Origin of the sequence: Bradyrhizobium sp. B039, from assembly GCF_038965675.1 — a bacterium.
In the GTDB taxonomy this organism is placed as follows: Bacteria; Pseudomonadota; Alphaproteobacteria; order Rhizobiales; family Xanthobacteraceae; genus Bradyrhizobium; species Bradyrhizobium diazoefficiens.
The window spans coordinates 789,976-815,385 of the sequence record NZ_CP152416.1 but is presented as its reverse complement, the minus strand read 5'-3'; the positions used below and the strand labels follow the sequence as shown (position 1 = coordinate 815,385).

The following is a 25,410-nucleotide window of genomic DNA, read 5'->3' as shown; positions in this document are numbered from 1 at the left end:
TGGCGGGCGTGGTTTAAGGTGATGGGGTGGCTTCGCAACCGAATCCTACGCCGCATCAGCGCTTTACACCACGCTCGCCAGCCCTCAGGCGCACTCTTACGAATAAGACGGGCTAGCGCTCCATCTCGCCCATAAGAATTTCATCTGAGACGTATCGTGGATTGGAAATGACAGTCCGCATTTCCGCATTCTTGCCCTCGTCCGCAAACCGGAATCCCTTCTTGTAGAAAAATGCTGAAGCTCCTTCATCTTGAGAGAGAAGGGATAGCTTGGAAAGGCCCGCGGACTGCCTAGTATGATCGGCGACTTCAATCATAGCCGTCCCGACCCCTTTGTACCTCGACCGGCCGAGATTTTCTATGCTGAGAATTCGCAAACTGTTGCGCCCCGGCGCCACGGTCATCGCTCCCACCTTATTGCGTTCATTGGCATCAGTAAACAAAGAAACACTTTGGGCGTTGCCAATATTGCTACTTACTCTGTGTAGGCGGACTGACACACCTGTCCTCTTGTCAAAAGCGGAAGACGCTGGTCCAGCAGCTAAAGCGGCCGTAAAAGCAGCACCATCTGCGCCAGAAGTGCCGGCCAGCGCATCGCGCTGCTGGTCCACACTTTGCCCGTCGGAGGGCCAGTTGTTGTAATTGGTTCTCATCACAACGAGCTACTATTTGGACGAGCTGACAGAAAGCTGACAAAGCCGACGCATGAGCCGGTCCTTTACGAATAAGACGGGCTAGACTGCCGCTGGGGGTCACTCCGATGGGTGAAGCCAAGCGCAGACTTGAGGAAATGAAGGTGGCACCTTGTCGTTGTCGATCGGGGCGACAATCGGCTTCCTGCTGTTTTGATGGTGTTCGATGGCACAAGCCGGCTTCAGGGCTTGACCTTCGATCCGGCTCGCCCAGTACGACACTTGAACGCTGTTACATGCAGGAGCTGGGAAATTGCGAAGCGCCAATCTCCGGCGAGCATCTGATCAGCGAGGCTGTGATCGAAATACTTCGCGGGGACGGTAATTTCACGGCCTCTGGACTGCCTTGGCTCGAAGCAGGCGAAACAAAGGCGCTGGCTCCAAAGAATCTCACCGCGAACTGCCTTTGTAGACGACACAACAGCGCGCTGTCGCCGTTGGATGCCGCTGCCAAGATATTCTTTGCCGGCCTCAGGGACTGCTTGGAATCGAGCGAAGCCGTCTTGCCGTACTTGCTGTCCGGTCATGATGTCGAACGCTGGCTGCTGAAGACGCTCAAAGCTAACGAAACGGCCGCAGCCCATATCGGCGGCAAAGCGCCAGAAAAAGGTGCCGAGACCACTGGTCGGGAAGTGAGAATTGCTGTTCGATTGGTGGATCGTGGCGAGCGAGTTCCTCGACCCGGGCCCGCACCCGCTGCAGCGCGGCTTCCGCCGCATGGCGCTCACCAGCAGTTCCGGCCCCCACGAACAACGCCTCGATCTTCCGAAGCTTCTCGCGCAGCTGCGACTCGCTGTTCATTCTGATCCCGTTGCCCGCTCCGAACCGGGATCACCCCATCACCGCGCCCCGGCGGCGTCAATCATCCCGACCGCGCTATCCAGAGCATTCCGCGCAAGTCAAGCCCGGGAACCGGTGATCCTGTCGTGACGCTCACGTACAAGCTGCGTTTGATGTAGGGCAGAAGCGACTGCCTTGGTCGTGAACGCGTCCGACCGGAATTTTCGCAACGATTTCGACAAGAGCTGGTCGATCGACGTTGCAAACAGCGAGCTTGAGTGAGCGCGCGGCCTTTTTGGCCGCCGCCGCCTGGCGCTCCGGAAACCGGCCGGCCTTCGGCTTGCCGGTCGCGTCGATCCCGTAAACGATGATTGCCGAGGCGGAGAGTGTCTTTTGGTTCGTGAGATTGGGCTTGGCCATTTTGCCCTCCTGAAAAGCCGAAGGGGCCCGATTTGGGCCCCTTTCTGAAACGGCGTTGTCGCTGGTCCTGCGGGATGCTCCCGGCAATGGCGGTCTTGTCATTGGACGACTCCTTTGCTGAAGACGAGAAGAGCGTTCAAACAATCTCGTCGTAAGTATAATAAAGCATATCATCCAAAAGCGCAATGATTGCAATAATTTAGCTGCAGAAAAATTGCGCTTAAATAGAAGATAATTACTGTAATTTCCGCGCTTTTTTGGCACAATTACTGTAAACAATACACGACGAAAGATCGCATGACTTGCGATCATCAATATTGTTGCCGTTGCAGACGTTCAAACCGTCAGCAGCGCAGTAACGCCAAAGAGCGTGCTGAACAAAGCGCGGAAAATCCGCCGGAAAATTACGATCAAACTGGCGCGCGTCGATCTGTGCCGAGACGCGCCGCAAGACCTCGGCGCAGCCGCCGTCTGCATAGCAACGGGGACCGTACGGATGAACCATGCCAAGTTGCTCCAAAATCCCGGTTCGGACCAGAAAGTTGTGAACCAGCCGATCCACGACGATCATGGCAATGCCAACTGCATACCAATCAGGACGGGCCTCGCGATCCGCCATCAAAACGGATGAAAGCGTCATCGTCAGAACCTTGTCCGAAACCCCAAAAACATGACGGGTCGGACCGACTAACCTGTCTTATTCGTAAGAGGCGCCCGAGAGGCTGGCGAGCGTGGTGTAAAGCGCTCATACGGCGTAGGATTCGGTTGTGAAGCCAACCCCATCACCTCCAACCGCGAACGCCACGCCCGCCATGACCGACGATACGATTCCGCCCTTCTCGTTTCCAGCCATTCACGCCAAGAAAGTCACAGCTGCCTTCGATGGTGGGCGCCTAACCTCGAACGGGGGCGTGATGCTTCTGGCGATGGCCGAGCGGCGTCTCGGCTTGGCCGACAATCTGGCCCGGGTGTTCCCGGATCGGCGCGATCCGACGCGGGTCGTGCACAGCCTTGTCGATATGAAGGAGGAGCTTGGACTTGATCACTTCGAAGGGCGATCATGGCAAGGTCTTCATCGCCACGCCCTTATGACAATGATTGCCTACGCCTTCCTGCAACATCGTCGCCTCGCATACGCGGGGCGGAAAAAAAAGAATCAACGGGCCTCCGCCTCAACCAACCATGCCCGCCGCACGCCATGCCATCGTCGATCTCATCCTTCGGCCGCCGCCTCAGCAATGCCCATATTGCCGAAAGCAAATCCTTGAAAAGCAGTGGCGCAAACGCATTCTGTTCGCGGTAGGGACACCCATCACTGGGCGCCCCCCGCGCAGATCCCGGCGAGCCCAATTAAGGCACCGGGCTCCTACCTCGGGTGTTTGACGGCGAAGCGCAGCTTCGGCCATGGATGAAGGATGCGAGCCTTGGGGAGCCAGTCATCGGTGATCTGCGTTATGCGATCCCAGGTCAGACAGGTCCGCTGACTGCGCCGCCGAAGCGTCCACCTCCAGAGATCGGTCAGATAGAACCGAAACGCATTGAGCGCTCGGCCATTCGTCGGGACAGCAAAGTACGCAAAGTGGCCGGTCAAGACCTGCCTCAGCCATTTCCCTTGTGCAGGGATCGGCCAGTGCATTCGGCGCCTTAGCTCCTCCTTGATTTCGCGGAGTTTGGTTCGCAAGCGGTCGCTACGGGTCTTCCGTTGAAGCTGGAAGCGCCCTTGGCGTGATTTGCCGCAGATAAACGTGAACCCCATGAACGCAAAGGTTTCCGGCTTTCCGAGTCCGCGCTGCTTGCGTTGAGCCGCCGCATGGCGACCAAACTCAATCAGGCGGGTCTTGGCCGGATGGAGCGTCAGCTCGAACTCCTCCAGTCTCGCGCGCATCGCGTCAAGGAAACGACGTGCGTCATCCTCGCGCTCAAAGCCGACTACTACATCGTCCGCGTAACGCACGATGATCATGCCGCCGGAGACCTCGCGCTGTCGCCGGCGTTTGGCCCACAGGTCGAGAGCGTAGTGCAGGTAGATGTTGCCGAGAAGCGGTGAAATCACCGAACCTTGACCCGTTCCCCTGTCATCAGCGGCTACGACGCTGTCTTCGAGAACACCCCCGCCTTCAGCCATTTCTGAATGAGGCGGATGATGCGCTTGTCGCCGATCCTATGTTCCAAGAAGCGAACCAGCCAAGGTTGACTGACTGCGCCAAAGAAGTTTTGGATGTCGGCGTCAATGATCCAGTTCACGTTCCGCGTCTCGATCGCTGTGCAGAGCGCGTCCAACGCATCATGTGGTCCTCTGCCGGGCCGAAACCCGTAGGAAAAGCCACAGAAGTCTCCTTCGTAGATGGCGTTGAGCACGATGACGGTTGGCGCCCTGGACGATTTTGTCTTCGAGAGCCGCGATCGCTAACGGGCGCTGCTTGCCGTCTGCCTTTGGTATGTACGTCCGGCGAGACGGTTGCGGGCGATACGCTCCTCGTTGGACCCGTTTGTGCAGATCGGCGAGCCGGGGCTCGAGATCTTCCTCGTAGTCCTCCCACGTCATGCCATCCACTCCGGGAGCAGCCTTACGCCTGAGCGCAAAGAACGCCGCCCGCAGTGTATCGACATTGATGTGGTGAAAGAGCGCGGTGAACCGGTCCTTCTTCCTCAGCCTTGCGGCTGTCCGTACGCGGTCCAGCGACTGGGTCATGCGAGCCCGGCCCTGTGTCCGGTGCATGCGCTGCTGTTCCGCGTTTCCCTTGGTCCCCGGCCTTGGCTCCGCCCACTCCGCCGCCAGTAATCCGGCTTTGTTCGTTGGCTTCTCAGCTACTATGCCAGAGTCAGACTTCTCCGTGTCGTGCATCAGCGGCTACAGCTCCTCGCCTTCCCGCTGCGGACCATCTCCTCCGAGAAGGAAGATGGCCGACCCGGAGATATCCCGGTTCCCGTACAAGGAGCTTCCATACATGCCAGGGTCTACGACCACGCCGGGTTGGACGGGTGCTCGCGTTTGCGCACTCGCCCATATTGCCTTCCGCTCTTTGGACAGCGTCGGCTCCCGAGATAACACTGTTTCGCGGCTCAATGGCTGGCCTGCATGCTCCCCTACCGACGCTTCGCCGACACCCTCGCGGACGCCTGCGCACGGCTCGGGGCCGATGTGGTTCGCTACACCTTCATCGCAATGGACTTCCACCATCTATTCCTTGCCGGTCTCCCGGCGCACCCAAAGTAGTGATAGGGCTTCAATATCGCTGCGCGTGCGATTGTAGACGATGAGATGATGGCTAGCCTTTAGCAGGTTCCGCGCCATTGGCGCACCCATGTGGCCAAGCCCGATGAAGCCGAGGTCCATCGCAGGCATCGTCAACTAATCGATCGCCGAGCTGAAGGAGGCGAGTCTCAGAGGTCGAGAGTCGGCGATAGCGCTTGTCCTGGAGATCTCGCGCCAAGTCGCAAAGGCTCGTTCGCGCGAAGCTCGACGGAAGTCGGCCGTGACGGCTCCGGGATAGGGGATGTGGAAAAGGTTCGCGACCTGATCGTGAACTGACAGAAACCGTTGAGCCTGATGGGGACGATTTTAAACGCTTCATGATCCGCTCGCGTCGCCGCGTCGGCTGATGAGAATTCTCGGCCCGATTGTTGAGAGCTTTGTGCTGGCGATGTTCGACGTGAAAGCCCATCTTCGCCCTCGCAGCGCCGTACGAACGCAGCTTATCCGTGATCATCACGCGCGGCGGCGTGCCGGCGGATTTCAAGAGCTTCTTCATGAGCCGCTGGGCAGCGCGCGAGTCTCTCTTCGGCGCTGGATCAAGACGTCGAGAACGAAGCCATTCTGGTCGACAGCGCGCCAGAGCCAATGTTGTTCGCCCGCGATCGAGATAACGACCTCGTCCAGATGCCATTTGTCACCGCGGGTGGGAGCGCGCTCGACGGATCCGATCGGAGAACAGCTTGCCGAATTTCCGTCCCCCCTGGCGCACGGTTTCATAGGTCATGCCAATGCCACGCGCCGCCAGCATTTCCTTGACCAAGCGCAAGCTTAAGGGAAACCGGAAATACAACCACCGTTCATGATGAAGGATTTCGCACAAAACCCGAATGCGCAAGTGGCAGGACTGGCGATAGCAGGACCACTCCGAACACCGTCATCCATGGGCGGAGGTCAAAATCCATCCCTGCAACGAACCTGCTTGTCTTGTCATGCATTTCCCCTGTCGTGACATGCTTGTTGTCGGCCAAAATGCTACAGAGTTTACCTTCAGTCCACGGATGTGGCCGATCCACCGCGGTAGCGACGTCCGTCAAATTCCCATGTGACTTCGCCTGCTTCTAATCAGACGGGCGCAGCCAGAAACGCGTAGCCTTCACGAAGAAGGCCCATCGAATAGTCGCGGCCATGCTCCGGTTTGCGCTCTTCCCGGCAAATGGCGTATGCAATGTCGTATACGCGCCCGACTCTTTCTTCGCGGCGTCGGCAATAGGTCTTGAGCGCAGTCTCCAGATCGTCGTTGCGATTCAGTTCCTGGGCCAGAACCAGCGCATCCTCGATCGCCATTCCGCCGCCGGATGTCATTTGCGGCATCAACGAATGGGCAGCATCGCCGAGCAGCACGACACGGCCACGGTGCCAGGGGGCTGGCATCATCAAGACATCAAATGGGCGGTAGCTTATGTGCTTGTCTTCGCCGATCACCTTGGCAGCCGCGACCAGTTCGGGCGCCGTAAAGGGGGCGAGCAGGTTACGGAGATAGTCGCACACCCGATCTTGCGGAATACGAAGCTTTTCGTCCGTGCTTTCCAGGAAGAATAGATAGCACAATTCCTTCGATAGCGGCAGCGCGCCAACTACGCGGCCCGTCGGAAGGCGGTACAGGACGAAGCCATTCATCGCCTCGGTGCGAGAAACCGTATAACGCCATACCCCTTGGCCGGCGTAGTGCGGCTTGAACTCGTCGCCGAAGATGCTCTGGCGGATCTTGGAATAGACTCCATCCGCAGCGATCAGCAGATCGGCGCGATCTGTCTCGCCGTTCGATAGCTGAACCGTCACCCCTCGATCGTCCTGATCAATACGGGTGATCGTTGTGTTGAAATCGATTTTCGCGCCGCTCTTCGTCGCAAAGTCTTCCAGAATCTGTCCCAGACGTGGCCGCATGAGTCCCAGTGCGGCTGGACGATCAGCGTCCCAAATTCTTGGTGAGGACTGTTCGCTCAGAATCGTTCCCGCGCCATCGCGTACCGACACGGTATCCCAACCAAGGCCGCCTTCGAGGCAGGCATCCACCAATCCCAATTCGGCAAGTGCCCGCAAGGCATTCCCCAGCAGCGTGATACCGGTGCCGATCCGGTCACGCTTATCTCCCATCTCAATGACTCTGGTAGATACGCCTATCCGCTGAAGCGCATGGGCGACCGTCAAGCCGCCAATCCCGCCACCTACGATGAAAACCTTCTTCACCGCGCCCATTTCTCCTCCTCCACTTGTTGGTATCTTTTTTATTTCTTGGCGATCACCCCCCGGGGGCCGCCGCGTTCTATGAAAAGCATTGTATTCTGTAACCTACCAATCCTGCTCTCGCCGAGCACCACCAAGCGCAACACCGATCCCGCTTACATCCATTTCAATGACGTCGTCGGGCTCGATCCGCTCGTCCAAAGATCGGCACACGACTACCCATCGCGCGCTAGAGCGAGACCGCAATGTACTTTGGTTTCAAGGTATTCCTTGATGCCTTCGGTTCGAGCCTTCACGACCGAGGCCGCTTGCCTTGCTGCCACCGAAGGGCGCCGCCCGATCGGACGCAAGTCCTCTGTTCAGCGCGACCATGCCGCTCTGCATTTGCCCGGAAAGGCGCAAACCACGCTTCAGGTCCTCGGTGTAGACGTAGGAAATCGGCCCAAATTCGGTGTCGTTGGCCAACTTCACGGCGCGCGCCTCATCGTCGAAGGGTGTTCGCCGTCAGGACCTGTGAGACAAATTGAAGGATTTTGCGGAGGGAGGATTTCTGGTTCATCGTAGCCACCAGGAGCGAAGATGAAGCAGAAATCCGTACCGGGCAAAGTGCCGCAGAACAAGTTCTAAAAGACATTCTGCGACAAACCCGCCGGCATTATTCGTCGGAGGAGAAGATCCGCATTGTGCTGGAAGGATTGCGCGGCGAGGAAAATATCTCCGAGCTCTGTCGCCGCGAGGGCATTGCCGCCTCGATGTATTACGGCTGGTCCAAGGAGTTCCTCGAGGCCGGCAAGCGCCGCCTGGCGGGCGACACGGCACGAGCTGCGACCTCCGGCGAGGTGAAGGATCTCCGCCGGGAGACTGTTGCCCTGAAGGAGGCCGTAGCCGATCTGACCCTGGAGAACCGTCTGCTCAAAAATAGCATGAACGGGCTCTATAGGTGAATGCTCCGCATTCACCTGTCGGGTGAGAGAGGGGGAGGACGAGGCATGAGGTATCCCGCCTCTGAGAAGGCCGAGATCATCCAGCAGGTCGAGCAATCGCATCTTCCCGCCAAGCGCACGCTGGACAAGCTCGGTATCCCGCGCGCCACATTCTATCGCTGGTATGATCGCTACCGCGAGGGAGGCGTTGAAGCGCTGGCCGATCACCGGTCTCGACCAGACCGGGTCTGGAATCGCATCCCCGACGATGTGCGGGGTCAGATCATCGACCTGGCGTTGGAGTTGCCTGAGCTGTCGCCACGCGAGCTGGCCGTGCGGTTCACCGACGAACGAAAGTACTTTGTATCCGAGGCCTCGGTCTACCGGCTGCTGAAGGCAGAGCTGGCCCCGCAAATTCGGACAGTAGCTTGAGTGGATTTTCTGCCTGACAGCGGCGAGGATTCTTGCTGCGAATCAGGAGCGAAGATGACGAAGAAGAGCCGCCGGACGCATTCTCCGGCATTCAAGGCGAAGGTTGCTTTGGCTGCGGTCAAAGGCGACAAGACACTGGCGGAGCTGGCGCAACTGTTTGATGTTCATCCGAACCAGATCACGATCTGGAAAAACCAGCTCCTGGAAGGCGCCGCCGGCGTGTTTGGGCATGACAAGACATCGGCCGAGACGCCGGTCGATTTGAAGGCGTTACATGCCAAGATCGGCGAGCTGGCGTTGGAAAACGATTTTTTGTCCGGCGCGCTCACCAAGGCGGGCCTGCTGAGCGCAAAGCGATGATCGACCGCGGTCATGATCTTTCTATCGTGCGCCAGGCGAAGGTCCTGAAGCTGGCTCGCAGCACGGTCTACTATGAACCTCGGCCAGTTTCGGCCGAGGACCTTGCCTTGATGCGTCGGCTCGATGAGCTGCATCTCGATTATCCCTTCGCGGGAGCGCGTATGCTGCGATCGTTGCTGCGGCGGGAGGGCGTATACGCCGGTCGCCGCCACATCGCGACGCTGATGAAGCGCATGCGGATCGAGGCGGTCTATCGTCGCCCGAACACGAGCAAGCCGGCTCCGGGTCACAAGATCTACCCGTACCTGTTGCGCGGATTGAAGATCGAGCGGCCCGACCATGCGTGGGCAATGGACATCACCTACATTCCGATGCGGGTGGCTTCGTCTATCTCGCGGCGGTCGTCGATGTGTTCAGCCGACGGGTCCTGGCCCATCGCGTCTCGATCACAATGGAGGCGGCCTTCTGCGTCGAAGCGGTCCAGGAGGCGCTGGCGAAGCACGGCAGGCCCGAGATTTTCAACACGGATCAGGGCAGCCAGTTCACCAGCCTCGAGTTCACCGATGTGCTGCTGGACGTGCGCGTTTCGCGGGATCGTGAGCGCGGATTTCAGGGGATCGTGAGCAGAGATTTCAGACGATCGTGAGCAACGATTTCGCGGGATCGTGAGCAAGGCTTTCGGAGCCTTGCAGCGCTTCGGCCGACAACTCAACCGGCTTAGGGATGACCTCGTGGTTAACGAGGAAGCCCAATGCCTACCCAGAGATTGTCGATGCGCCGGATCAAGGAAGTCCTTCGGTTAGAACATTTTCAAGGCCTGCCAGAGCGGGCCATCGCGCGGAGCGTGGGCGTCAGCAACGGCGTTGTGCACAGCTACCTGAGCCGCGCCCGCTCTGCTGGGTTGAGCTGGCCGCTTCCGGAGGGAATGACCGATGAAGACCTGGAGCTTTTGCTTTTCCCAGCCCCACGACCAGCGTCTCAGAGCCCGCAGCGGCCGGTGCCCGACTGGAGCTACATCGATAAGGAGCTCCGCCGGCGCAACGTAACCCGTCGCCTGCTCTGGGAGGAGTATCGCGCCGTTAATCCCGACGGTTTCGGGTACACGTGGTTCTGCACTACCTACGAGGCCTGGAAGGGGCGGGTCCGACCTTCGATGCGGCAGATTCATCTGGGCGGCGAGAAGGTGTTCGTGGATTTCGCCGGCGACACCATCGACATCGTCGATCCCCTGACCGGGGAAGTGCAGCCGATGAAGCTGTTCGTCGCGGCGATGGGCGCTTCGAACTACACCTACGCCGAGGCCTGCCCCAGCGAGAGCTTGGCCGACTGGATCCGGGCCCACGTCAACTTGTTCACGTTTTTGAGCGGTGCGCCGACGTTCGTGGTCTGCGACAACCTCAAAGCCGCCGTCAGCAACCCCGACCGCTACGATCCCGGCCTCAATCGCACTTATGCCGAGATGGCGAGCCATTACGGCACGGCCATTCTCGCCGCACGGCCGCGGCGCCCAAAAGACAAGGCGAAGGTCGAGGTCGCGGTGCAAATCGCCCAGCGCTGGATTCTGGCCCGGCTGCGCAATCAGCGCTTCTTTTCCCGGGCCGAGCTCAACGCCGCCATCAAGACACTCGTCGACGAACTCAATGCTCGTCAAATGCGTGGCTTCGGCTCAAGCCGCGCCGAACTGTTTGCCGAACTCGACAAACCCAAGCTAACCCCGCTGCCAGATCAGCCTTATGCCTTCGCACGCTGGAAGCGCTGCCGCCTCGCTCCCGATTATCATGTCGAGGTCGACGGCCATTGGTACTCCGCGCCGTATCGTCTGATTGGCGAGCTGGTCGATGCCCGTATCGACGATCGGACGGTCGAGATCTTCCACAAGGGCCAGCGGATCGCCAGCCATGCCCGCGCGCCCAACCGACGCGGACACACCACCATCGCCGACCACATGCCCAGCGCCCATCGCCGCTACGGCGAATGGACCCCCGCCGCGGTGATCGCCGCCGGCGAGCGGATCGGTCCTTCGACAGCAGCGTTTTTCCAGGCCGTGATCGACGCCCGGCCCCATCCAGAACAAGGCTTTCGAACCTGCCTTGGCATTCTGGCGCTCGTCAAAAGCTACGGCGCCGAACGCCTCGACGCAGCCTGCCGGAGGGGCATCCTCATCAAGGCGCGCTCCGTCGCCTCGATTAGATCGATCCTCCAGAACGGCCTCGATCGCACGTTCTTCGACGAATCTTTCGAGCACCAGCCCCTGCGCCACGGCAACATCCGCGGACGCGACTACTTCCACTGAAGCAAGGAGAGACCCGGCATGCTTAACCACCCAACCCACGAACGGCTGATCGAGCTTGGCCTGACCGGAATGGCCAAGGCCTTCGAGGAGCAGCGCCGATCGCCCGATCTCGAAGCCCTGCCGTTCGAAGATCGCATCGGCCTGTTGGTCGACCGCGAAGCCGCCGAACGCGACACCAGGCGGCTCACCACGCGCCTCAAGATCGCCGCACTGCGCCAGACTGCTTGCGTCGAGGACGTCGATCTGCGCACCCCGCGGGGCATCGACCGCGCCGTTTTCGCCAAACTCGTCGAAGGTCGCTGGATCGATCGCCACGAGAATTTGCTCGTCACCGGGGCAACCGGCCTGGGCAAAAGTTGGTTAGCCTGCGCGCTCGGCCACAAGGCCTGCCGCGACAACCGATCAGTCCTCTATCATCGCGTTCCAAGGCTGTTCGAGGCGCTCGCGCTCGCGCGCGGAGACGGACGTTACGCCCGGCTCCTCAAAAGCCTCGGCCGCGCTCAGCTTCTGATTTTGGATGATTGGGGACTATCGGTGCTCACCGCCGCGGAACGCCGCGATCTGCTCGAAATCCTCGAGGACCGACATGGCCGCGCATCCACCATCGTCACAAGTCAGCTCCCCGTGGACACCTGGCATGGAGCCATTGGGGACCCCACGGTCGCCGACGCCATTCTCGATCGCCTCGTCCACAACGCCCACCGCCTCCAGCTCACCGGAGAAAGCATGCGAAAACGCAGCGCCAAAACCATCACCCTTGACGGCCAACCAGAACACTGACTCTATCTCCCATCGGCCGTAGCGGGCTGCTCACGATCGTCTGAATTCAGTGCTCACGATCGCGCGAAATCGATGCTCACGATCCGTGAAATCCGCAGCTGACGCGAAGATCGCCATCAGCATGGACGGCAAGGGCGCCTGGCGCGACAACGTGTTTGTCGAGCGGCTCTGGCGCACGGTCAAATACGAAGAAGTTTATCTCCGCGCCTACGACAGCGTGTCCGAGGCGCTAGCGTCAATTGCCAAGTATCTGGCCTTCTACAATCAGGGACGCCCTCACTCGAGCCTTGACGGGCGCACGCCCGACGAGGCTTACTTCGGCACGCAAGCTATGGTGATGGCCGCATGACCGTCGCCGACGGTTTTGTCGTCGCTCTGGTCGGGCTACGCCCTCCCGACGCAACGACAAAACCGTAAAGCCTCGCGTTCAGCATAACCCGGCAGGAATCCACTTAAATCCAGCGGGGCGCTGTCCAAACAACCGGGGCCAGCTCTGGCGCATGACCTCATCACCAGCCCGGCCTATGTGGTGATCAAGGCCGCGAACGAGTTCAAGGACAAGACGACGGCCGTCAGTCAGCTCTGGCAGACCGACTTCACCTACCTCAAGATCACCGGATGGGGGTGGTACTATCTCTCGACCGTGCTTGACGACTTCTCGCGCTACATCGTGGCCTGGAGGCTTGGTCCCACCATGTGCGCTTCCGACGTCACAGCCACCCTCGACCAGGCACTCGCTGTATCCGGCCTTGACCACATCGCCGTCGCGCACCGGCCAAGGCTTCTCAGCGACAATGGTTCGAGTTACGTGGCGGACGATCTGGCCAAGTGGCTCGACCAGAAGGGCATGCAGCATGTGCGCGGCGCTCCGTACCATGACCCAGGGAAAGATCGAGCGGAAAGATCGAGCGCTGGCATCAGACGCTGAAGAACCGCATCCTGCTCGACAACTACTACCTGCCCGGTGATCTCGAACGTCAGGTACGGGCCTTCGTCGAACACTACAATCACGTCCGTTATCATGAGAGCATCGACAACCTCACAGCAGCCGATGCCTACTTCGGCAGGGCCGAGGCGATCCTCGCAGAACGAAAACGCATCCGAGGGAAACGATCCATTTTTCCATCATGACCGTGATCCCAAGCTCTTTTTCCGTCTCTATCCTTGCTGCGTTGAGTGCTGCGACCGCTTGCGTTTGGTCGACAAACGAACCCTCCAAGGTGGTGTTCGGAAGAGTAAATAGAGTGTCGTCATGGTCCAGAATCCAGGGAAACCAGCCGTACTCGATCGCATTTGTAAGAAAGTGTTCGTGCGGGTCTGGCCTAGCCTCTTTTAGATCGTACGAGGCAATAAATGTGGGCATCATGGTTGCTCCACTCTGCGGCGCACACGCGGACTTGGAGGCACGCGGACATGACTCGACGCCGTGGAGAGTGAAAACCCGCCGCTGTTCCTGCCGCGCCCACGCTGCCAGTGAAGTTGGCGGCGGTGACTCGGCGCTCACGGCTCCGGAAGCGCTGTCCCCACCACGCGCTGCAAACTTCGGTGGCCAGCCTTCGCCCTTGGATTAGCGAGACCGACCACCTCCCCGAGAGGCTCAATTCCAAGGGCGCTACCAGACAGTATCGCTGAGAACGACTGGAAGCACCTACCAAGATTGGTTGGTGCCGATCTGATGTGGCCTGGGGCAAATGCGCCATGGCGACTGAATTAGATACGATTTTTGATGTGATTGAGCGTCACCGCGAGCTTTCCGCGCAGCACGCCGCCGCGGCATCGGTATCCTCGAAACTTGTCGCAGGTCCCGAGTTTGATGCCGCCGACGCGATCAGCGAGGAAAGAGGGTTGGCTCTCGAGGAGTATGCAGACGTGCTCATCCACTCCAAGCCTACTACGCTTGCGGGCGTAATCGCCCTGAGCCGCTACGTAGCCAGCCTACCGGCTTGGCTGCTGTCTGATGAAAATGATTGGCACCAATCGTTTCTGAGGACGCTGGCGGACGCGGTGGATGAGATCGGTGTGAGGTAGCGCCACCTCTGGAATTGAACCGGCCGGTGCGCGGGAAGCGCAAGAGAGCTATCGCTGAAAGTTGGTGACGGCGGAATCGCAAAGGCGGCACCCCGTGGGGGGGCTTGACGCCTCCACTTCTCCACCGAAGGAGCGATATGCCGTGTCCAACGATAACGTCATCCAGCCGATTCAGCCAGGAATCGTTGACGATCAACTCACAGAAGTCTTGCGCAACGGGGCACGTGCCTTCTCGCCAAGGCGGTCGAGGCCAAAGTCGCAGACTTTCTCGGCCAGCATGCCGATTTGAAGACCGCGGACGGCCACCAGCGCATCGCGCGCCACGGTCACCTGCCGGAGCGCGAGGTGATGGCCGGCATCGGTCCGGTCGCCGTCCGCCGGCCGCGTGTACGCGCTCGCGAGGCGGCCGCTACCTGGGCGCCGGTTCTCTCCGTCGATGCTGCGGCCAACATGCGCCACTCCAAGTCGATCGAGACACTGCTGCCGATCCTTTACCTGAAAGGGATCTCGACCGGCGACTTCTCCGAGGCGCTGCCGGCGCTGCTCGGCAACGATGCTGGCGGGTTGTCGGCATCCGCGATCGGCCGGCTGCAGGACGTCGGATTGACGAGCACGCCGCGTGGCAGAAGCGCGATCTGTCGGCGAAGCGCTACATCTACATCTGGGCCGACGGCATCCATTCCAAGCACCGCCCGCACAGCGCTTCGTCAGACAGATTGTGCATATGTTTGAGGATGAACAGCCCGGCCACGAGCCTCGTTGGCAGCGGCGGCTGGCCCGGCCCGGTGCGACACACCGAGCTGAAGCGCTTCGCCAGAAAATCCCAATCAATCTCCGCCGCAAGCCGCACCAGCGGATGACGAAGGTTGATGATCGCATCCAGAGAAGCCCGAAATAGGTCGTCCTGGCGATCGTCGCGCGGCTGACTCACGGCCCGTTCTCCAACAGCGAATCTTGCCGTCAAAGGAATCACGATCCACCAAAATCCGGTATCCCAAAACGCAAGAAACCGACCCTCCCCCCGGCTTTCTTGCAAAATCGAATACTTGCTCAGGTTAAATCATCGCGACGTATCAATCGCTTCCGAATTCTTCACGGGCGGCTAGCGAAGAATTTGAGGAGCTGATCTCGTCGCAGCGTCTTGCGAAAGATGACGACTCCTGAAACATCCGAGCCATGCACCTTGCCAGTCTCCCGGCGCACCAACTGTAAAGCTAAGATAACGAGGCAGTCGGTACCGGTCGTTATCGCGGTCTGCATATGTCGCCGCATTTCCCGCCAGGTCCTTTCGCGCACGCAAGCCGTTTCCGCCCATCCCTCCGGAAGTGCCGGCACCAACAACCCGAGCGCACAGCTTCAGCGATCGTCTGCATCATCAGTTTCGAGTCCGGCAGGAAAACCGCCCTCCATTTGCCTGTGCAAACATCGCTATTGTTGCTCCGCCGAACCATACGATCGACAAAAAGTGACAGCTCTCAACACACTACCCAGCGGCATAATAAATCCGCTCGCGATTTGACGGTTGTTCGGCCTGGGAAATGCCAGTTCCGAAATACCGCGCGTGGGCGACGTCGAGGATACCGTTGACCAAACTCGAGAAGGTGTACCCGGCGGCTTTCGCGGCCAGGACATAAGACGCGCCGATACCGAGTGCGGCCATCGAGTTGATCTCCAGGACAAAGGGGTGCCCGGAGCGGTCGATCCGGATGTCGACGCGGGCGTAATCCCGGCAGCGGCAGGCGCGGAAGGTCGCAACCGAAATATCCCGCAGTATTGTCGCGAGATTGCTCCCGACCTGCGCCGGGCAAATCTTCTGGGGCTCCACGACCGCCATGTGCATCTTGTCTTCCCAAGTGATAAGACGCGTCTCGCGCTCGCCGAAGTCCTGCTCCACCAGAGGCAACGCCTCAAGCTCTCCGTTTCCCAGCAGGGCAACGCAGATCTCCCGCCCTTCGATGTATTCTTCTACGAGTGCATCCTGCGCATATTGCGTGACGATCACTTCTACGGCCTGTCTCAACTGGGCGGGCTCATATACGAGCTGCAATCCGAAGCTCGTGGATTCATGACGCGGCTTTACTACCAACGGGAAGCACAGATCGCCGGTACTCTCGGTGCCCCTACGCATCACACGAAAGTTCGGCGTCGGCACGCCGCAATCGCGGATGAGCTGTTTGGTAATGGCCTTGTCGAGCGCCAGTGCGTGCCCGAGCGGGCTGGAGCCGGTGTACGGAACGCCAGCCATCTCGAGCATGGCCGGAACGTGCGTGTAGCGGCACTCGCCCTGAATTCCGTACGCCATGTTGAAAACGATCCCTGAAGGGCGGGCTTGCGAATCGGGTGGCATGAACCGCTCAAGCGTCGCGAGCAGTCCTTTATCACCTTCGCACAGCAGCGTGTCGTGGTTACCCTCTTGCAGTGCCGCCACCACGCTTTCGACCGTCTTGCGGCCGTATTTCTCCGGGCAAGGTTGACCGAAGTGGTTGATCACGCCCCTATGATCATCGTTCCACACGACGGCTACCCGCATGAGCTGCTCCCTGTATGTTGCCGGCTTTCACGTTCATTCGCCTGGATTTGGCAGATCGAGAGGGACGGCTCGCCTGGAGTGCCCGCGCCCCAAGGCCAGGCGACGAGCGGGTTCACTCCTTCCAACAAGCGGAAATCGAGATACTTGTTGATTAGCAAAATGCACCCGGCCTGCACCAACAGCAGTTCCGGGAATCGCAGGAAGAGTTCCAACGTGCCTGGCAAACTCGATAGAGCCACGATGATGAGGGCGGCCAACACCGTCGTGAAGGCGCGCCAGATCGCTTCACGGACTCCATTTTGGTCGAGCACTTTTGCGAAGCTTTCGCAGGTCAAACACAAGGCGATAACCGGAAAGAACGCAATCTCACGAAGCCAGGCGATATGCCACCATTCCCCCGCGGTCAAAGGCGCAAACAGCAGCGCTGCCGCCAAGCTCAACAGCACAGCCACTCGCGCGTAACTGTGGTCTGTCTTGAGCAGCGGCCGCAAGGCGACAACGACGAGGAGTACGAACAGCAGGAAGGCAAGGCTGATCGGGATGCTGACGGTATCGAAAGCCATCGCCAACAAGATCGGCCGAAGAAGCCCCAGCACCCTGACGCCAAGAGTGAGGCGAAAGAGTACGACGAAGACAGCTCCCAAGGAGACGAACACCACGCTCTCGGCTGACTTGTGGAACTGGGCCGGTAACTCTGTGAGCGAAACAAAACTCGCACTGATGGACGAAGTCGATAGCATCGGCAGTTTGGCGAGCGCTACGCCGAGCGGCAGGACAAAGAGGCCCACGAGCAACCAATCGGTCTTTGGCGCGGCGTCCGCCGAGGCATTCTTATTTCTGCACGTTTCACTCAAGAGAGCACCTCCACCAGGCCATCACGCCGGGGATCGGCAGCGCCTTTCGCGCTTCCGTCAGTCATGAGTTGGAGCGCGTTGACCGAACCCATCGCAAAATTGAGTCGTGATTTGACGATTGGGATGCGGTTACGGGCGCGCAATCTTGCCAACAGGGCATTGCTGGCTGCCGGCCGCTCGATCCAGACTTTGCGACCGACCAGTCCATGTACGCGAGGCGCCGCCACAGCGTCCGTGATATCCAAGCCCAAGTCGATGACTCCACTTAGGACATGGAGAATTGCCGAAATGATCCGTCGACTGCCGGCGGCGCCCAGTGCCAGGAGCGGGCGGCCGGTGGCGCCCTGTAACACCAGCGTTGGGGCCATGTTCGAGCGCGGTCGACAACCTGGTCCGAGCTCATAGGGGTGAGAAAGGCGGGGACACGTGCACAGATAATTGTTGTAGAGGAAACCCAGATCCCGGTGTGCCACCTTGGCGCCGAACACCGATTGGATAGACTGTGTCAGCACTACAATGATGCCATCTCGATCGCAGACCGAAAGATGGGTCGTATCGCCCGGTTCTTCGGCACTGTCGGTCGCGAGCTCTTTGGTACTTTGCGGCGCCAGGATGCTATCTGCGACTTGCCGCGCGTAATCTTCGCTCAACCGCCCTTGACGCGATTGCGGAATGAGATCATCGGGCAGCAACGGGCGGAGCTCCCGCTCGCGAAAGACGGCGGATGACGCGAGCGCGATCGCTTCGTGCCAGCTATCGTCGGATGACTCCGAGTTTGTCGCTGATATCTGCGCGATGATGTTAAGTGCAAACAAGAGTTGCAGTCCGCCGCTAGGCGGCGGGATGCTGAGAATCCGATGGCCGCGATAGGACGTCGAAACCGGCTCCACCTGTGCGGGCGGACCGCAGCTTGCTAGATCTTCTTCGGTGATGAGACCGCCGGCCGCTCGCATATCGGCTGCGATCTGCCGGGCAATTCCGCCGTGATAGAAGTCCTCGGTGCCGAAATCGGCCAACCGGCGAAGCGTGCCCGCGAGCTCCGGTTGTCGAAACATGTGGCCGATTTCCGGTGGCAGACCGTCTTGGAGAAACAGCTCACCGGCCGGCGATGCTCGCAGATCATCGGCCACCCATCGGGCTTGTCGGTGCTGCAATGGCGTGATCGGATAGCCTTCTTCCGCAATGCGGATCGCTGGCGCCATCACAGTTTCGCGGCTGAGCACGCCGTATTTCCTGTGCGCCCAGTCCAGCGTCGCGGGAGTCGATGGAATCGTGCAGGAGCGATACCCGCGCCGCTGCTGGCCCGCTTTGATCGTGTCGAGCGAAGCGGCTGCGGGCGCACGGGAATGTCCGTCGATGATCCGAATTCGATCATCCGCAAAACGGACGAGCAACACGGTCTGCCCGCCCAGACCCGATGCACTGGGTTCGCACACGCAAAGCGCCCAGGCGGCGGCCACAGCGGCGTCGATCGCGTTTCCGCCGGCGCGCAGGATTTCCACCCCGGCTTCGGTAGCGTTCGGGAAAGCCGTCACCACAGCCTCGTGGCGCTGCCCTACGGAAGCGGCAGGGCCGTCGAGCTCCACGCGCTCCAAGTTGGGCATCAGCATCGCGCGCATTTCGATCTCAGCCTTCGGGCAAATCGTCCAACCAGCAGGCGCCCTCGACGTGCCGCCGGGAAAAGACCTTTCCGAGTTCTTCGGGAATCTTGTTTTGATGATATCGCATATACACGCGGCCATCGGCACCAAGGTCGAGAACCTCGATCTTCCCCGTGTAATGGGACATGATGTATTTGAACGTCTTCTGGATACCGCTGAGACGTCGGTTGATGCCGCGCGCGATCTCTATACCGCGCCGCAGCGAGACCTGAAAGTGCGATGCGCCTTTCACCGGCCTGCCTTGAAAAAGATAATAAGGGCGGACGCCCATTTGGTGACACTTTGCAAAGGTCGCCGCCAAGATTTCGGGATCGTCGTTGACTTTCGCCAGAAGCACGGACTGATTCAGAAACTGCACGCCCTGTGCGCGTAGCGCGCGAATGTTGCGCTCCGCATCGACCGAGATCTCGCCGATGTGGTCGAAATGCGCGACGATCACTGCGGTCTTTCCCGCTTCACTGATCCGCCGGAACAACGCCGGGAGTGCGGGATCCTCAAACCGCCTGGGTGCGAAGGCGACTATTTTTGTGCCGAATCGAATTGACTCCAAGTGCGGGATCGGTAGCAGATGATCAAGAATCTTGCCGAGCTTAGCGGTGCTGAGCACGAACGGGTCGCCTCCAGATAGCAGCACGTTCGTCATCTCAGGATGGCCGGCGATATACTGCGCGACCCGGGCGAAATCGGGCGCGATCTCATCGGAGTCCTTGCCGACGATGCGTTTGCGAAAGCAGTAACGGCAATAGGACGCGCAACGGTCCGTTACCAGCAGCAGACCGGTCTGCGCGTATTTGTGCTGAAGCCCGGGCACGACGGTATTGTCATGCTCGCCGCTGGTGTCAAGACTTCCGGGACTCTTGAACTCAGCAATTGTGGGCTCTACAATGTATTTAAGCTGGTCGTAGTAGCCACTGTTGGTGATCTGATCGCGATAAAAATTTGTGGCGTGATACTGCGTGATGTTGTTGGCTTGCAGCTCACTCTCGGTAATGGCGCGCGCGCCCTCGATGAAATTCATGACCGCGGTGTGCGGCCGCAGGCCGTGCGCGATAGGCCGTGATGAGGTGCGCAAACCCGCGCCTCCGGGGTTGTCAGCATGAACAACTCCTTGTTGATCTTGTGATGAGGACGGTATCTCGACCACCGGACGTCTTCCGGTGGCGACGCGAGCTTGCGCAGATCGGCCTAGCATCTTGTTCGTCATAGCTGATTCTCCCCAGCGCGTGGACCGGAACTGATCCCCGGGCAAAGTCTGGACTAGCAATTGATGTGCCACCAGAGACTCTGTGTAGTTAAGCTTCAATGACAATAGGATGATGCGTCTCTTCTGCGCAGCACGAGACGCAGAGTCGGGTTGCCGACATTGTGTCACCAGCCGGACGCGAGTGAATACTAGTACCCACTTTTCTTGGAACGTGAGTCGTGATTCAAGGTCGGGATGATACCCGAAGCAAGAGAAGTCCACCTTTCGAGGAAAGATCGCAAGGTGCTTGAGGCGTGCTGTCGCTCACCGGTGACGTTGCAGCGCGATTTGAAGCGGGCGCGGATAGTTCTGTTGGCGGCGGATGGGCGCAGCACCCGGTCGATCGCCAAGGAAGTTGGGGTCCAGCCGCGGATTGTCAGCCTTTGGCGGCATCGCTATGCCGACCATGGCCTTGAAGGGCTGCAAGACAAGCCGCGGCCTGGCAAGCAGCCGATCTATACGAAGACGACCGACAAGCGGATTCTGAAGCTGCTGGATAAGCCGCCACCGCAAGGGTTTGCGCGCTGGACCGGCCCCCTGCTGGCCGAGGCGCTGGGCGATGTCGATGTCCAATATGTCTGGCGGTTCCTGCGCAGCCACAAGATTGACCTGGTGGCTCGCAAGTCCTGGTGCGAGAGCAACGACCCGAACTTTACGGCCAAAGCCGCCGATGTTGTCGGCCTCTATGTCGCGCCGCCGGCGAAGGCCATTGTGCTGTGCGTGGACGAGAAGCCCTCGATCCAGGCTTTGGAGCGAGCGCAGGGTTATCTGAAGTTGCCCAATGGCCGCGCCTTGACCGGCCAAAGCCACGATTACAAGCGGCATGGCACCACAACATTGTTTGCGGCGCTCGAAGTCGCCACCGGAAAGATCATCGCGACCCATTCAAAACGCCGGCGCCGCGTCGAGTTTCTCGATTTCATGAACAGCGTCACCGCGGCTTTTCCGAACCGCAAGCTTCACGTCATCCTCGACAACCTCAACACCCATAAAAAGAACGAGGACTGGCTCAAGGCCCACCCCAACGTGCAATTTCATTTCACGCCGACAAGTGCGTCATGGCTCAATCAGGTCGAAGTATGGTTTTCCCTTGCAGGGGCAGTCGCTCAGCGGCACCTCCTTCACGAGCCTCAAGCAGCTTCAGGAACACATCGATGCCTACGTCAACGCATACAACGACAGAGCCGAGCCCTTCGTCTGGACCAAGAAAAAGGTCCGTCAACGCCGTTTCAAAGGCCGCCGTATCACTCAGCTCTGATTCCGGGTACTAGAAGGATTGCGCGGCGAGGAGAACATCTCCGAGCTTTGTCGCCGAGAAGGCATTGCCGCCTCGATCTATTACGGCTGGTCCAAGGAGTTTCTCGAGGCCGGCAAGCGCCGCCTGGCCGGCGACACGGCACGAGCTGCGACCTCCGGCGAGGTGAAGGACCTCCGCCGGGAGGCCGGCGCCTTGAAGGAGGCCGTCGCCGATCTGACGCTGGAGAACCGTCTGCTCAAAAAAAGTATGAACGGAGATGGGGAGGACGAGGCATGAGGTATCCCGCCTCAGAGAAGGCCGAGATTCATCCATTTGGTCGAGCAATCGCACCTCCGGCCAAGCGCACGCTGGACAAGCTCGGGATCCCGCGCGCCACATTCTATCGCTAGCATGATCGTTACCGCGAGGGCGGCATCGCCGCTCTGGCCGATCATCGGTCTCGACCAGACCGGGTCTGGAACCGCATCCCGGACGATGTGCGGGGCTAGATCATCGACCTGGCGCTGGAGTTACCTGAGCTGTCGCCACGCGAGCTGGCCGTGCGGTTCACCGACGAACGAAAGTACTTTGTATCCGAGGCGTCGGTCTATCGGCTGCTGAAGGCGCATGACCTCATCACCAGCCCGGTCTATGTGGTGATCAAGGCCGCGAACGAGATCAAGGACAAGACGACGGCGCCGTCGCGCACCGGCCAAGGCTTCTCAGCGACAATGGTTCGAGTTACGTGGCGGATGATCTGGCCGAGTGGCTCGACCAGAAGGGCATGCAGCACGTGCGCGGCGCTCCGTACCATCCTCAGACCCAGGGAAAGATCGAGCGCTGGCATCAGACGCTGAAGAACCGTAAGCGACGTTCGCGTCCCATTCGCAAAGGTTTGGCGTGGGGATTGCAGTCTGTTGATCAACGTGTTTGCAAATCGTTGGCGGGGGGTATGGAGGCGGCAACGACGGAGAATTACGAGGTGCGGCCGAACGACCAGCTCGTCGATCCGGGACTGCGGGTGACCGGTTGCGATCGCTTTGAGCGTCGCTTTCATCCAGACGTAGGGCTCCACGCTGTTGATTTTGCAGGTGGCGATGAGCGAAGCTATGCGCGCCCATGAACGACCACCTTCGTCGTGACCAGCAAATAAACTATTTTTACGCGTCAGAGTCAGCGGCCTGATTTGATTTTCGACGGGATTGGTGTCCAACTCAACGCAACCATCGTCGAGAGAGCTGGCCCCGCAAATTCGGACAGTAGCTTGAGTGGATTTTCTGCCTGACAGCGGCGAGGATTCTTGCTGCGAATCAGGAGCGAAGATGACGAAGAAGAGCCGCCGGACGCATTCTCCGGCATTCAAGGCGAAGGTTGCTTTGGCTGCGGTCAAAGGAGACAAGACACTGGCGGAGCTGGCGCAACTGTTTGATGTTCATCCGAACCAGATCACGATCTGGAAAAACCAGCTCCTGGAAGGCGCCGCCGGCGTGTTTGGGCATGACAAGACATCGGCCGAGACGCCGGTCGATTTGAAGGCGTTACATGCCAAGATCGGCGAGCTGGCGTTGGAAAACGATTTTTTGTCCGGCGCGCTCACCAAGGCGGGCCTGCTGAGCGCAAAGCGATGATCGACCGCGGTCATGATCTTTCTATCGTGCGCCAGGCGAAGGTCCTGAAGCTGGCTCGCAGCACGGTCTACTATGAACCTCGGCCAGTTTCGGCCGAGGACCTTGCCTTGATGCGTCGGCTCGATGAGCTGCATCTCGATTATCCCTTCGCGGGAGCGCGTATGCTGCGATCGTTGCTGCGGCGGGAGGGGGTATACGCCGGTCGCCGCCACATCGCGACGCTGATGAAGCGCATGGGGATCGAGGCGGTCTATCGTCGCCCGAACACGAGCAAGCCGGCTCCGGGTCACAAGATCTACCCGTACCTGTTGCGCGGATTGAAGATCGAGCGGCCCGACCATGCGTGGGCAATGGACATCACCTACATTCCGATGCGGCGTGGCTTCGTCTATCTCGCGGCGGTCGTCGATGTGTTCAGCCGACGGGTCCTGGCCCATCGCGTCTCGATCACAATGGAGGCGGCCTTCTGCGTCCAAGCGGTCCAGGAGGCGTTGGCGAAGCACGGCAGGCCCGAGATTTTCAACACGGATCAGGGCAGCCAGTTCACCAGCCTCGAGTTCACCGATGTGCTGCTGGACGCGAAGATCGCCATCAGCATGGACGGCAAGGGCGCCTGGCGCGACAACGTGTTTGTCGAGCGGCTCTGGCGCACGGTCAAATACGAAGAAGTTTATCTCCGCGCCTACGACAGCGTGTCCGAGGCGCGAGCGTCAATTGCCAAGTATCTGGCCTTCTACAATCAGGGACGCCCTCACTCGAGCCTTGACGGGCGCACGCCCGACGAGGCTTACTTCGGCACGCAAGCTATGGTGATGGCCGCATGACCGTCGCCGACGATTTTGTCGTCGCTCTGGTCGGGCTACGCCCTCCCGACGCAACGACAAAATCGTAAAGCCCCGCGTTCAGCATAACCCGGCAGGAATCCACTTAAATCCAGCGGGGCGCTGTCCAAACAACCGGGGCCAGCTCTCTCGTACTCCTTCACGAGCAGTTCGAGGCGTTCGACGCTCTCTTTGGACGCAGCCAGTTCACTCTCGACATGAAGGCGCGCCGAGCATTCATCGTCTGCGCGACGACGCTCGGCTTCAATCATCGCTTCCTGCGCGCGGAAGAGCGCGCGCAAATCGGCGGGCAGCGCTGCAAGACGGGCGGGATCAATGGGGGACGGCGGCACATCCGCAAGCTATCATCCCAAAGCCCCGCGCGAAACAGGTTGTCGGGTCTGAGTCAGTTCGCCGCAGCTGGCGTCGCGACAATCCGTTCGCCCACTCGCTTCCAGTTCAGCCCTTCAAACAGCGCTTCGAACTGCACGCGCGTCAGATGCATGACGCCGTCGCTGATCTGCGGCCACTCGAAACGACCATCGCGGCCAAGGCGCTTGTAGACCAAAACGAGGCCCGTGCCGTCCCATAGCAAAATCTTCAGCCGGTCGGCGCGCTTCGAACGAAAAACCACGATCAGGCCCGAATGCGGATCGAGCCCAAGCGTGTTTTGCACAAGACCGGCCAGCGCGTCGTGCCCGCACCGGAAGTCAACAGGACGCACAGCAAGCACAATCCGCAGTCCCTGCGCCGGAATGATCATGCGCCGCGCTCGATCGCAGTCACGATCTCCGCGATCCGCACCGCCGACACGTCCGCATCCAGGCGGACCGAAACCTTGCCAATCGTAATCTCGACGGGCCCCTCGCTCTTGCCTGACGCCACTGGATCGCTCAGCTCGATCGACACGAAATCCGCCGCGTCGTCCGTGACCAATGCGAGCCGGCCAGCACGCGCCAATCTGCGCCACGTCGTCAACTGCTGGGCCTTCACACCATAACGCCGTGCGACATCACATACCCGGGCGTCGGGCTTCATGCTCTCGAAAACAGCGCGCCCCTTGATCTCCGCAGACCATAACCGGCATCCAGAACGCGTCCGGCGCGTAAGCTTCCCCACAAAGCCATCAGCTTCGGCTTCCTCCCCCGATTGTTCCATCGCCTTCAGTCTCCTCTCGGCTCTCTGACAAGCCAAGGATCGCAGAGCGAAAGCCGAAGCGAAACCAGTCAATCAAATGGGAGAAAAGCTCCGCTTACAATTTTTGCTCGTTCAGACCGACACAAATTGCT

General features: G+C 59.8%; 20 protein-coding genes and 12 pseudogenes. 13 read left to right on the top strand and 19 right to left on the bottom strand.

From position 1 onward, the window contains the following. Positions 1–112 precede the first annotated feature (112 nt). The 4 genes from AAFG50_RS03845 to AAFG50_RS03830 all read right to left on the bottom strand — a co-directional run bounded on the left by AAFG50_RS03845 (position 113) and on the right by AAFG50_RS03830 (position 2,531). Positions 113–652, bottom strand: a complete 540-nt coding sequence (locus AAFG50_RS03845; RefSeq protein ID WP_014498653.1) for a GNAT family N-acetyltransferase — start codon at positions 650–652, stop codon at positions 113–115. A gap of 600 nt (positions 653–1,252) precedes the next feature. Then, positions 1,253–1,492 (bottom strand): hypothetical protein, encoded by a 240-nt coding sequence (locus AAFG50_RS03840; RefSeq protein ID WP_018269532.1) that lies wholly within the window; start codon positions 1,490–1,492, stop codon positions 1,253–1,255. Between the two features lie 132 nt (positions 1,493–1,624). Further along, positions 1,625–1,891, bottom strand: coding sequence for a hypothetical protein (locus tag AAFG50_RS03835; RefSeq protein WP_014498652.1), 267 nt, complete (start codon positions 1,889–1,891; stop codon positions 1,625–1,627). Positions 1,892–2,126: 235 nt separating this feature from the next. After that, positions 2,127–2,531, bottom strand: coding sequence for a hypothetical protein (locus tag AAFG50_RS03830; protein ID WP_011090921.1), 405 nt, complete (start codon positions 2,529–2,531; stop codon positions 2,127–2,129). A 172-nt stretch (positions 2,532–2,703) separates the two neighbouring features. On the opposite strand from AAFG50_RS03830, the pseudogene AAFG50_RS03825 reads away from it, so the two are divergent. Next, positions 2,704–2,913: pseudogene (locus AAFG50_RS03825) on the top strand (transposase); the annotation flags it as partial. After that, positions 2,911–3,159: pseudogene (locus AAFG50_RS03820) on the top strand (IS701 family transposase); the annotation flags it as partial. The pseudogenes AAFG50_RS03825 and AAFG50_RS03820, both read left to right, overlap by 3 nt. A gap of 98 nt (positions 3,160–3,257) precedes the next feature. Here AAFG50_RS03820 and AAFG50_RS03815 read toward each other — a convergent pair. From AAFG50_RS03815 to AAFG50_RS03790, 6 genes and pseudogenes are all read right to left on the bottom strand, one after another. Next, positions 3,258–3,944, bottom strand: a complete 687-nt coding sequence (locus AAFG50_RS03815) for a reverse transcriptase domain-containing protein (RefSeq protein WP_342714149.1) — start codon at positions 3,942–3,944, stop codon at positions 3,258–3,260. A 32-nt stretch (positions 3,945–3,976) separates the two neighbouring features. Next, on the bottom strand, positions 3,977–4,135 hold the full coding sequence (locus AAFG50_RS03810; protein WP_342714148.1) for a hypothetical protein: 159 nt from the start codon (positions 4,133–4,135) through the stop codon (positions 3,977–3,979). Between the two features lie 937 nt (positions 4,136–5,072). Then, positions 5,073–5,228: an NAD(P)-binding domain-containing protein gene (locus AAFG50_RS03805; RefSeq protein ID WP_018269530.1), complete on the bottom strand. Its 156-nt coding sequence runs from the start codon at positions 5,226–5,228 to the stop codon at positions 5,073–5,075. Between the two features lie 15 nt (positions 5,229–5,243). Beyond that, positions 5,244–5,982 (bottom strand): annotated as a pseudogene (locus tag AAFG50_RS03800) (IS6 family transposase). Positions 5,983–6,209: 227 nt separating this feature from the next. Further along, the gene (locus AAFG50_RS03795; RefSeq protein ID WP_011090930.1) at positions 6,210–7,343 is read right to left on the bottom strand and encodes an FAD-dependent oxidoreductase; all 1,134 of its coding nucleotides are present in this window, start codon (positions 7,341–7,343) and stop codon (positions 6,210–6,212) included. A 246-nt stretch (positions 7,344–7,589) separates the two neighbouring features. After that, positions 7,590–7,802, bottom strand: coding sequence for an aldehyde dehydrogenase family protein (locus AAFG50_RS03790; RefSeq protein WP_014498644.1), 213 nt, complete (start codon positions 7,800–7,802; stop codon positions 7,590–7,592). Positions 7,803–7,910: 108 nt separating this feature from the next. On the opposite strand from AAFG50_RS03790, the pseudogene AAFG50_RS03785 reads away from it, so the two are divergent. The 6 genes and pseudogenes from AAFG50_RS03785 to AAFG50_RS03760 all read left to right on the top strand — a co-directional run. After that, positions 7,911–8,656 (top strand): annotated as a pseudogene (locus AAFG50_RS03785) (helix-turn-helix domain-containing protein); the annotation flags it as partial. 84 nt (positions 8,657–8,740) lie between these two features. After that, positions 8,741–9,635, top strand: a pseudogene (locus AAFG50_RS03780) (IS3 family transposase); the annotation flags it as partial. Positions 9,636–9,797: 162 nt separating this feature from the next. Next, on the top strand, positions 9,798–11,339 hold the full coding sequence (istA, locus tag AAFG50_RS03775; protein WP_011090936.1) for an IS21-like element ISFK1 family transposase: 1,542 nt from the start codon (positions 9,798–9,800) through the stop codon (positions 11,337–11,339). 18 nt (positions 11,340–11,357) lie between these two features. Next, on the top strand, positions 11,358–12,119 hold the full coding sequence (istB, locus tag AAFG50_RS03770; protein WP_011090937.1) for an IS21-like element ISFK1 family helper ATPase IstB: 762 nt from the start codon (positions 11,358–11,360) through the stop codon (positions 12,117–12,119). A gap of 109 nt (positions 12,120–12,228) precedes the next feature. Continuing rightward, positions 12,229–12,468: pseudogene (locus tag AAFG50_RS03765) on the top strand (integrase core domain-containing protein); the annotation flags it as partial. A gap of 147 nt (positions 12,469–12,615) precedes the next feature. Continuing rightward, positions 12,616–13,250 (top strand): annotated as a pseudogene (locus tag AAFG50_RS03760) (DDE-type integrase/transposase/recombinase); the annotation flags it as partial. On the opposite strand, the gene AAFG50_RS03755 reads toward AAFG50_RS03760, so the two are convergent. After that, a complete protein-coding gene (locus AAFG50_RS03755; RefSeq protein WP_162130962.1) occupies positions 13,159–13,485 on the bottom strand; it encodes a hypothetical protein in 327 nt (108 codons plus the stop codon). The pseudogene AAFG50_RS03760 and the gene AAFG50_RS03755 overlap by 92 nt on opposite strands. 332 nt (positions 13,486–13,817) lie before the next feature. Here AAFG50_RS03755 and AAFG50_RS03750 point away from each other — a divergent pair, with 332 nt between their 5' ends. Both AAFG50_RS03750 and AAFG50_RS03745 read left to right on the top strand, forming a co-directional pair. Next, a complete protein-coding gene (locus tag AAFG50_RS03750; RefSeq protein ID WP_016848551.1) occupies positions 13,818–14,147 on the top strand; it encodes a hypothetical protein in 330 nt (109 codons plus the stop codon). A gap of 94 nt (positions 14,148–14,241) precedes the next feature. Beyond that, positions 14,242–14,839: pseudogene (locus AAFG50_RS03745) on the top strand (transposase); the annotation flags it as partial. Here AAFG50_RS03745 and AAFG50_RS03740 read toward each other — a convergent pair. The 5 genes and pseudogenes from AAFG50_RS03740 to AAFG50_RS03720 form a co-directional block, all read right to left on the bottom strand. Beyond that, positions 14,827–15,078 (bottom strand): annotated as a pseudogene (locus AAFG50_RS03740) (IS5/IS1182 family transposase); the annotation flags it as partial. The pseudogenes AAFG50_RS03745 and AAFG50_RS03740 overlap by 13 nt on opposite strands. 552 nt (positions 15,079–15,630) lie before the next feature. After that, a complete protein-coding gene (locus AAFG50_RS03735; protein WP_011090946.1) occupies positions 15,631–16,677 on the bottom strand; it encodes an ATP-grasp domain-containing protein in 1,047 nt (348 codons plus the stop codon). Next, positions 16,668–17,531 carry a 7TM domain-containing protein gene (locus AAFG50_RS03730; protein WP_014498636.1) on the bottom strand — a complete coding sequence of 288 codons (864 nt, stop codon included), beginning with the start codon at positions 17,529–17,531 and terminating at the stop codon, positions 16,668–16,670. Before AAFG50_RS03730 ends, AAFG50_RS03735 begins: the two co-directional genes overlap by 10 nt. Next, complete coding sequence (locus tag AAFG50_RS03725; RefSeq protein ID WP_014498635.1) at positions 17,528–19,150, bottom strand: gamma-glutamyltransferase; 1,623 nt, start codon at positions 19,148–19,150, stop codon at positions 17,528–17,530. Before AAFG50_RS03725 ends, AAFG50_RS03730 begins: the two co-directional genes overlap by 4 nt. A 7-nt stretch (positions 19,151–19,157) precedes the next feature. Next, positions 19,158–20,396: a lysine 2,3-aminomutase gene (locus tag AAFG50_RS03720; protein ID WP_223153794.1), complete on the bottom strand. Its 1,239-nt coding sequence runs from the start codon at positions 20,394–20,396 to the stop codon at positions 19,158–19,160. A 234-nt stretch (positions 20,397–20,630) separates the two neighbouring features. On the opposite strand from AAFG50_RS03720, the pseudogene AAFG50_RS03715 reads away from it, so the two are divergent. Next, a pseudogene (locus tag AAFG50_RS03715) lies at positions 20,631–21,693 on the top strand (IS630-like element ISRj1 family transposase). A 6-nt stretch (positions 21,694–21,699) separates the two neighbouring features. Next, positions 21,700–22,537, top strand: a pseudogene (locus AAFG50_RS03710) (helix-turn-helix domain-containing protein); the annotation flags it as partial. 156 nt (positions 22,538–22,693) lie between these two features. On the opposite strand, the pseudogene AAFG50_RS03705 reads toward AAFG50_RS03710, so the two are convergent. Next, a pseudogene (locus AAFG50_RS03705) lies at positions 22,694–22,906 on the bottom strand (transposase); the annotation flags it as partial. A gap of 88 nt (positions 22,907–22,994) precedes the next feature. Here AAFG50_RS03705 and AAFG50_RS03700 point away from each other — a divergent pair. Beyond that, a protein-coding gene (locus AAFG50_RS03700; protein ID WP_085967575.1) for an IS3-like element ISRj2 family transposase occupies positions 22,995–24,124 on the top strand; the annotation gives its coding sequence in 2 pieces (ribosomal slippage) (positions 22,995–23,247 and positions 23,247–24,124; 1,131 coding nt in all). A 403-nt stretch (positions 24,125–24,527) separates the two neighbouring features. Here the strand turns inward: AAFG50_RS03700 and tnpB are convergent. Both tnpB and AAFG50_RS03690 read right to left on the bottom strand, forming a co-directional pair. Further along, positions 24,528–24,884 carry an IS66 family insertion sequence element accessory protein TnpB gene (tnpB, locus tag AAFG50_RS03695; protein ID WP_011090953.1) on the bottom strand — a complete coding sequence of 119 codons (357 nt, stop codon included), beginning with the start codon at positions 24,882–24,884 and terminating at the stop codon, positions 24,528–24,530. Then, positions 24,881–25,279 (bottom strand): transposase, encoded by a 399-nt coding sequence (locus AAFG50_RS03690; protein WP_011090954.1) that lies wholly within the window; start codon positions 25,277–25,279, stop codon positions 24,881–24,883. The genes tnpB and AAFG50_RS03690 overlap by 4 nt, the downstream gene beginning before the upstream one ends. Between the last annotated feature and the right edge of the window lie 131 nt (positions 25,280–25,410).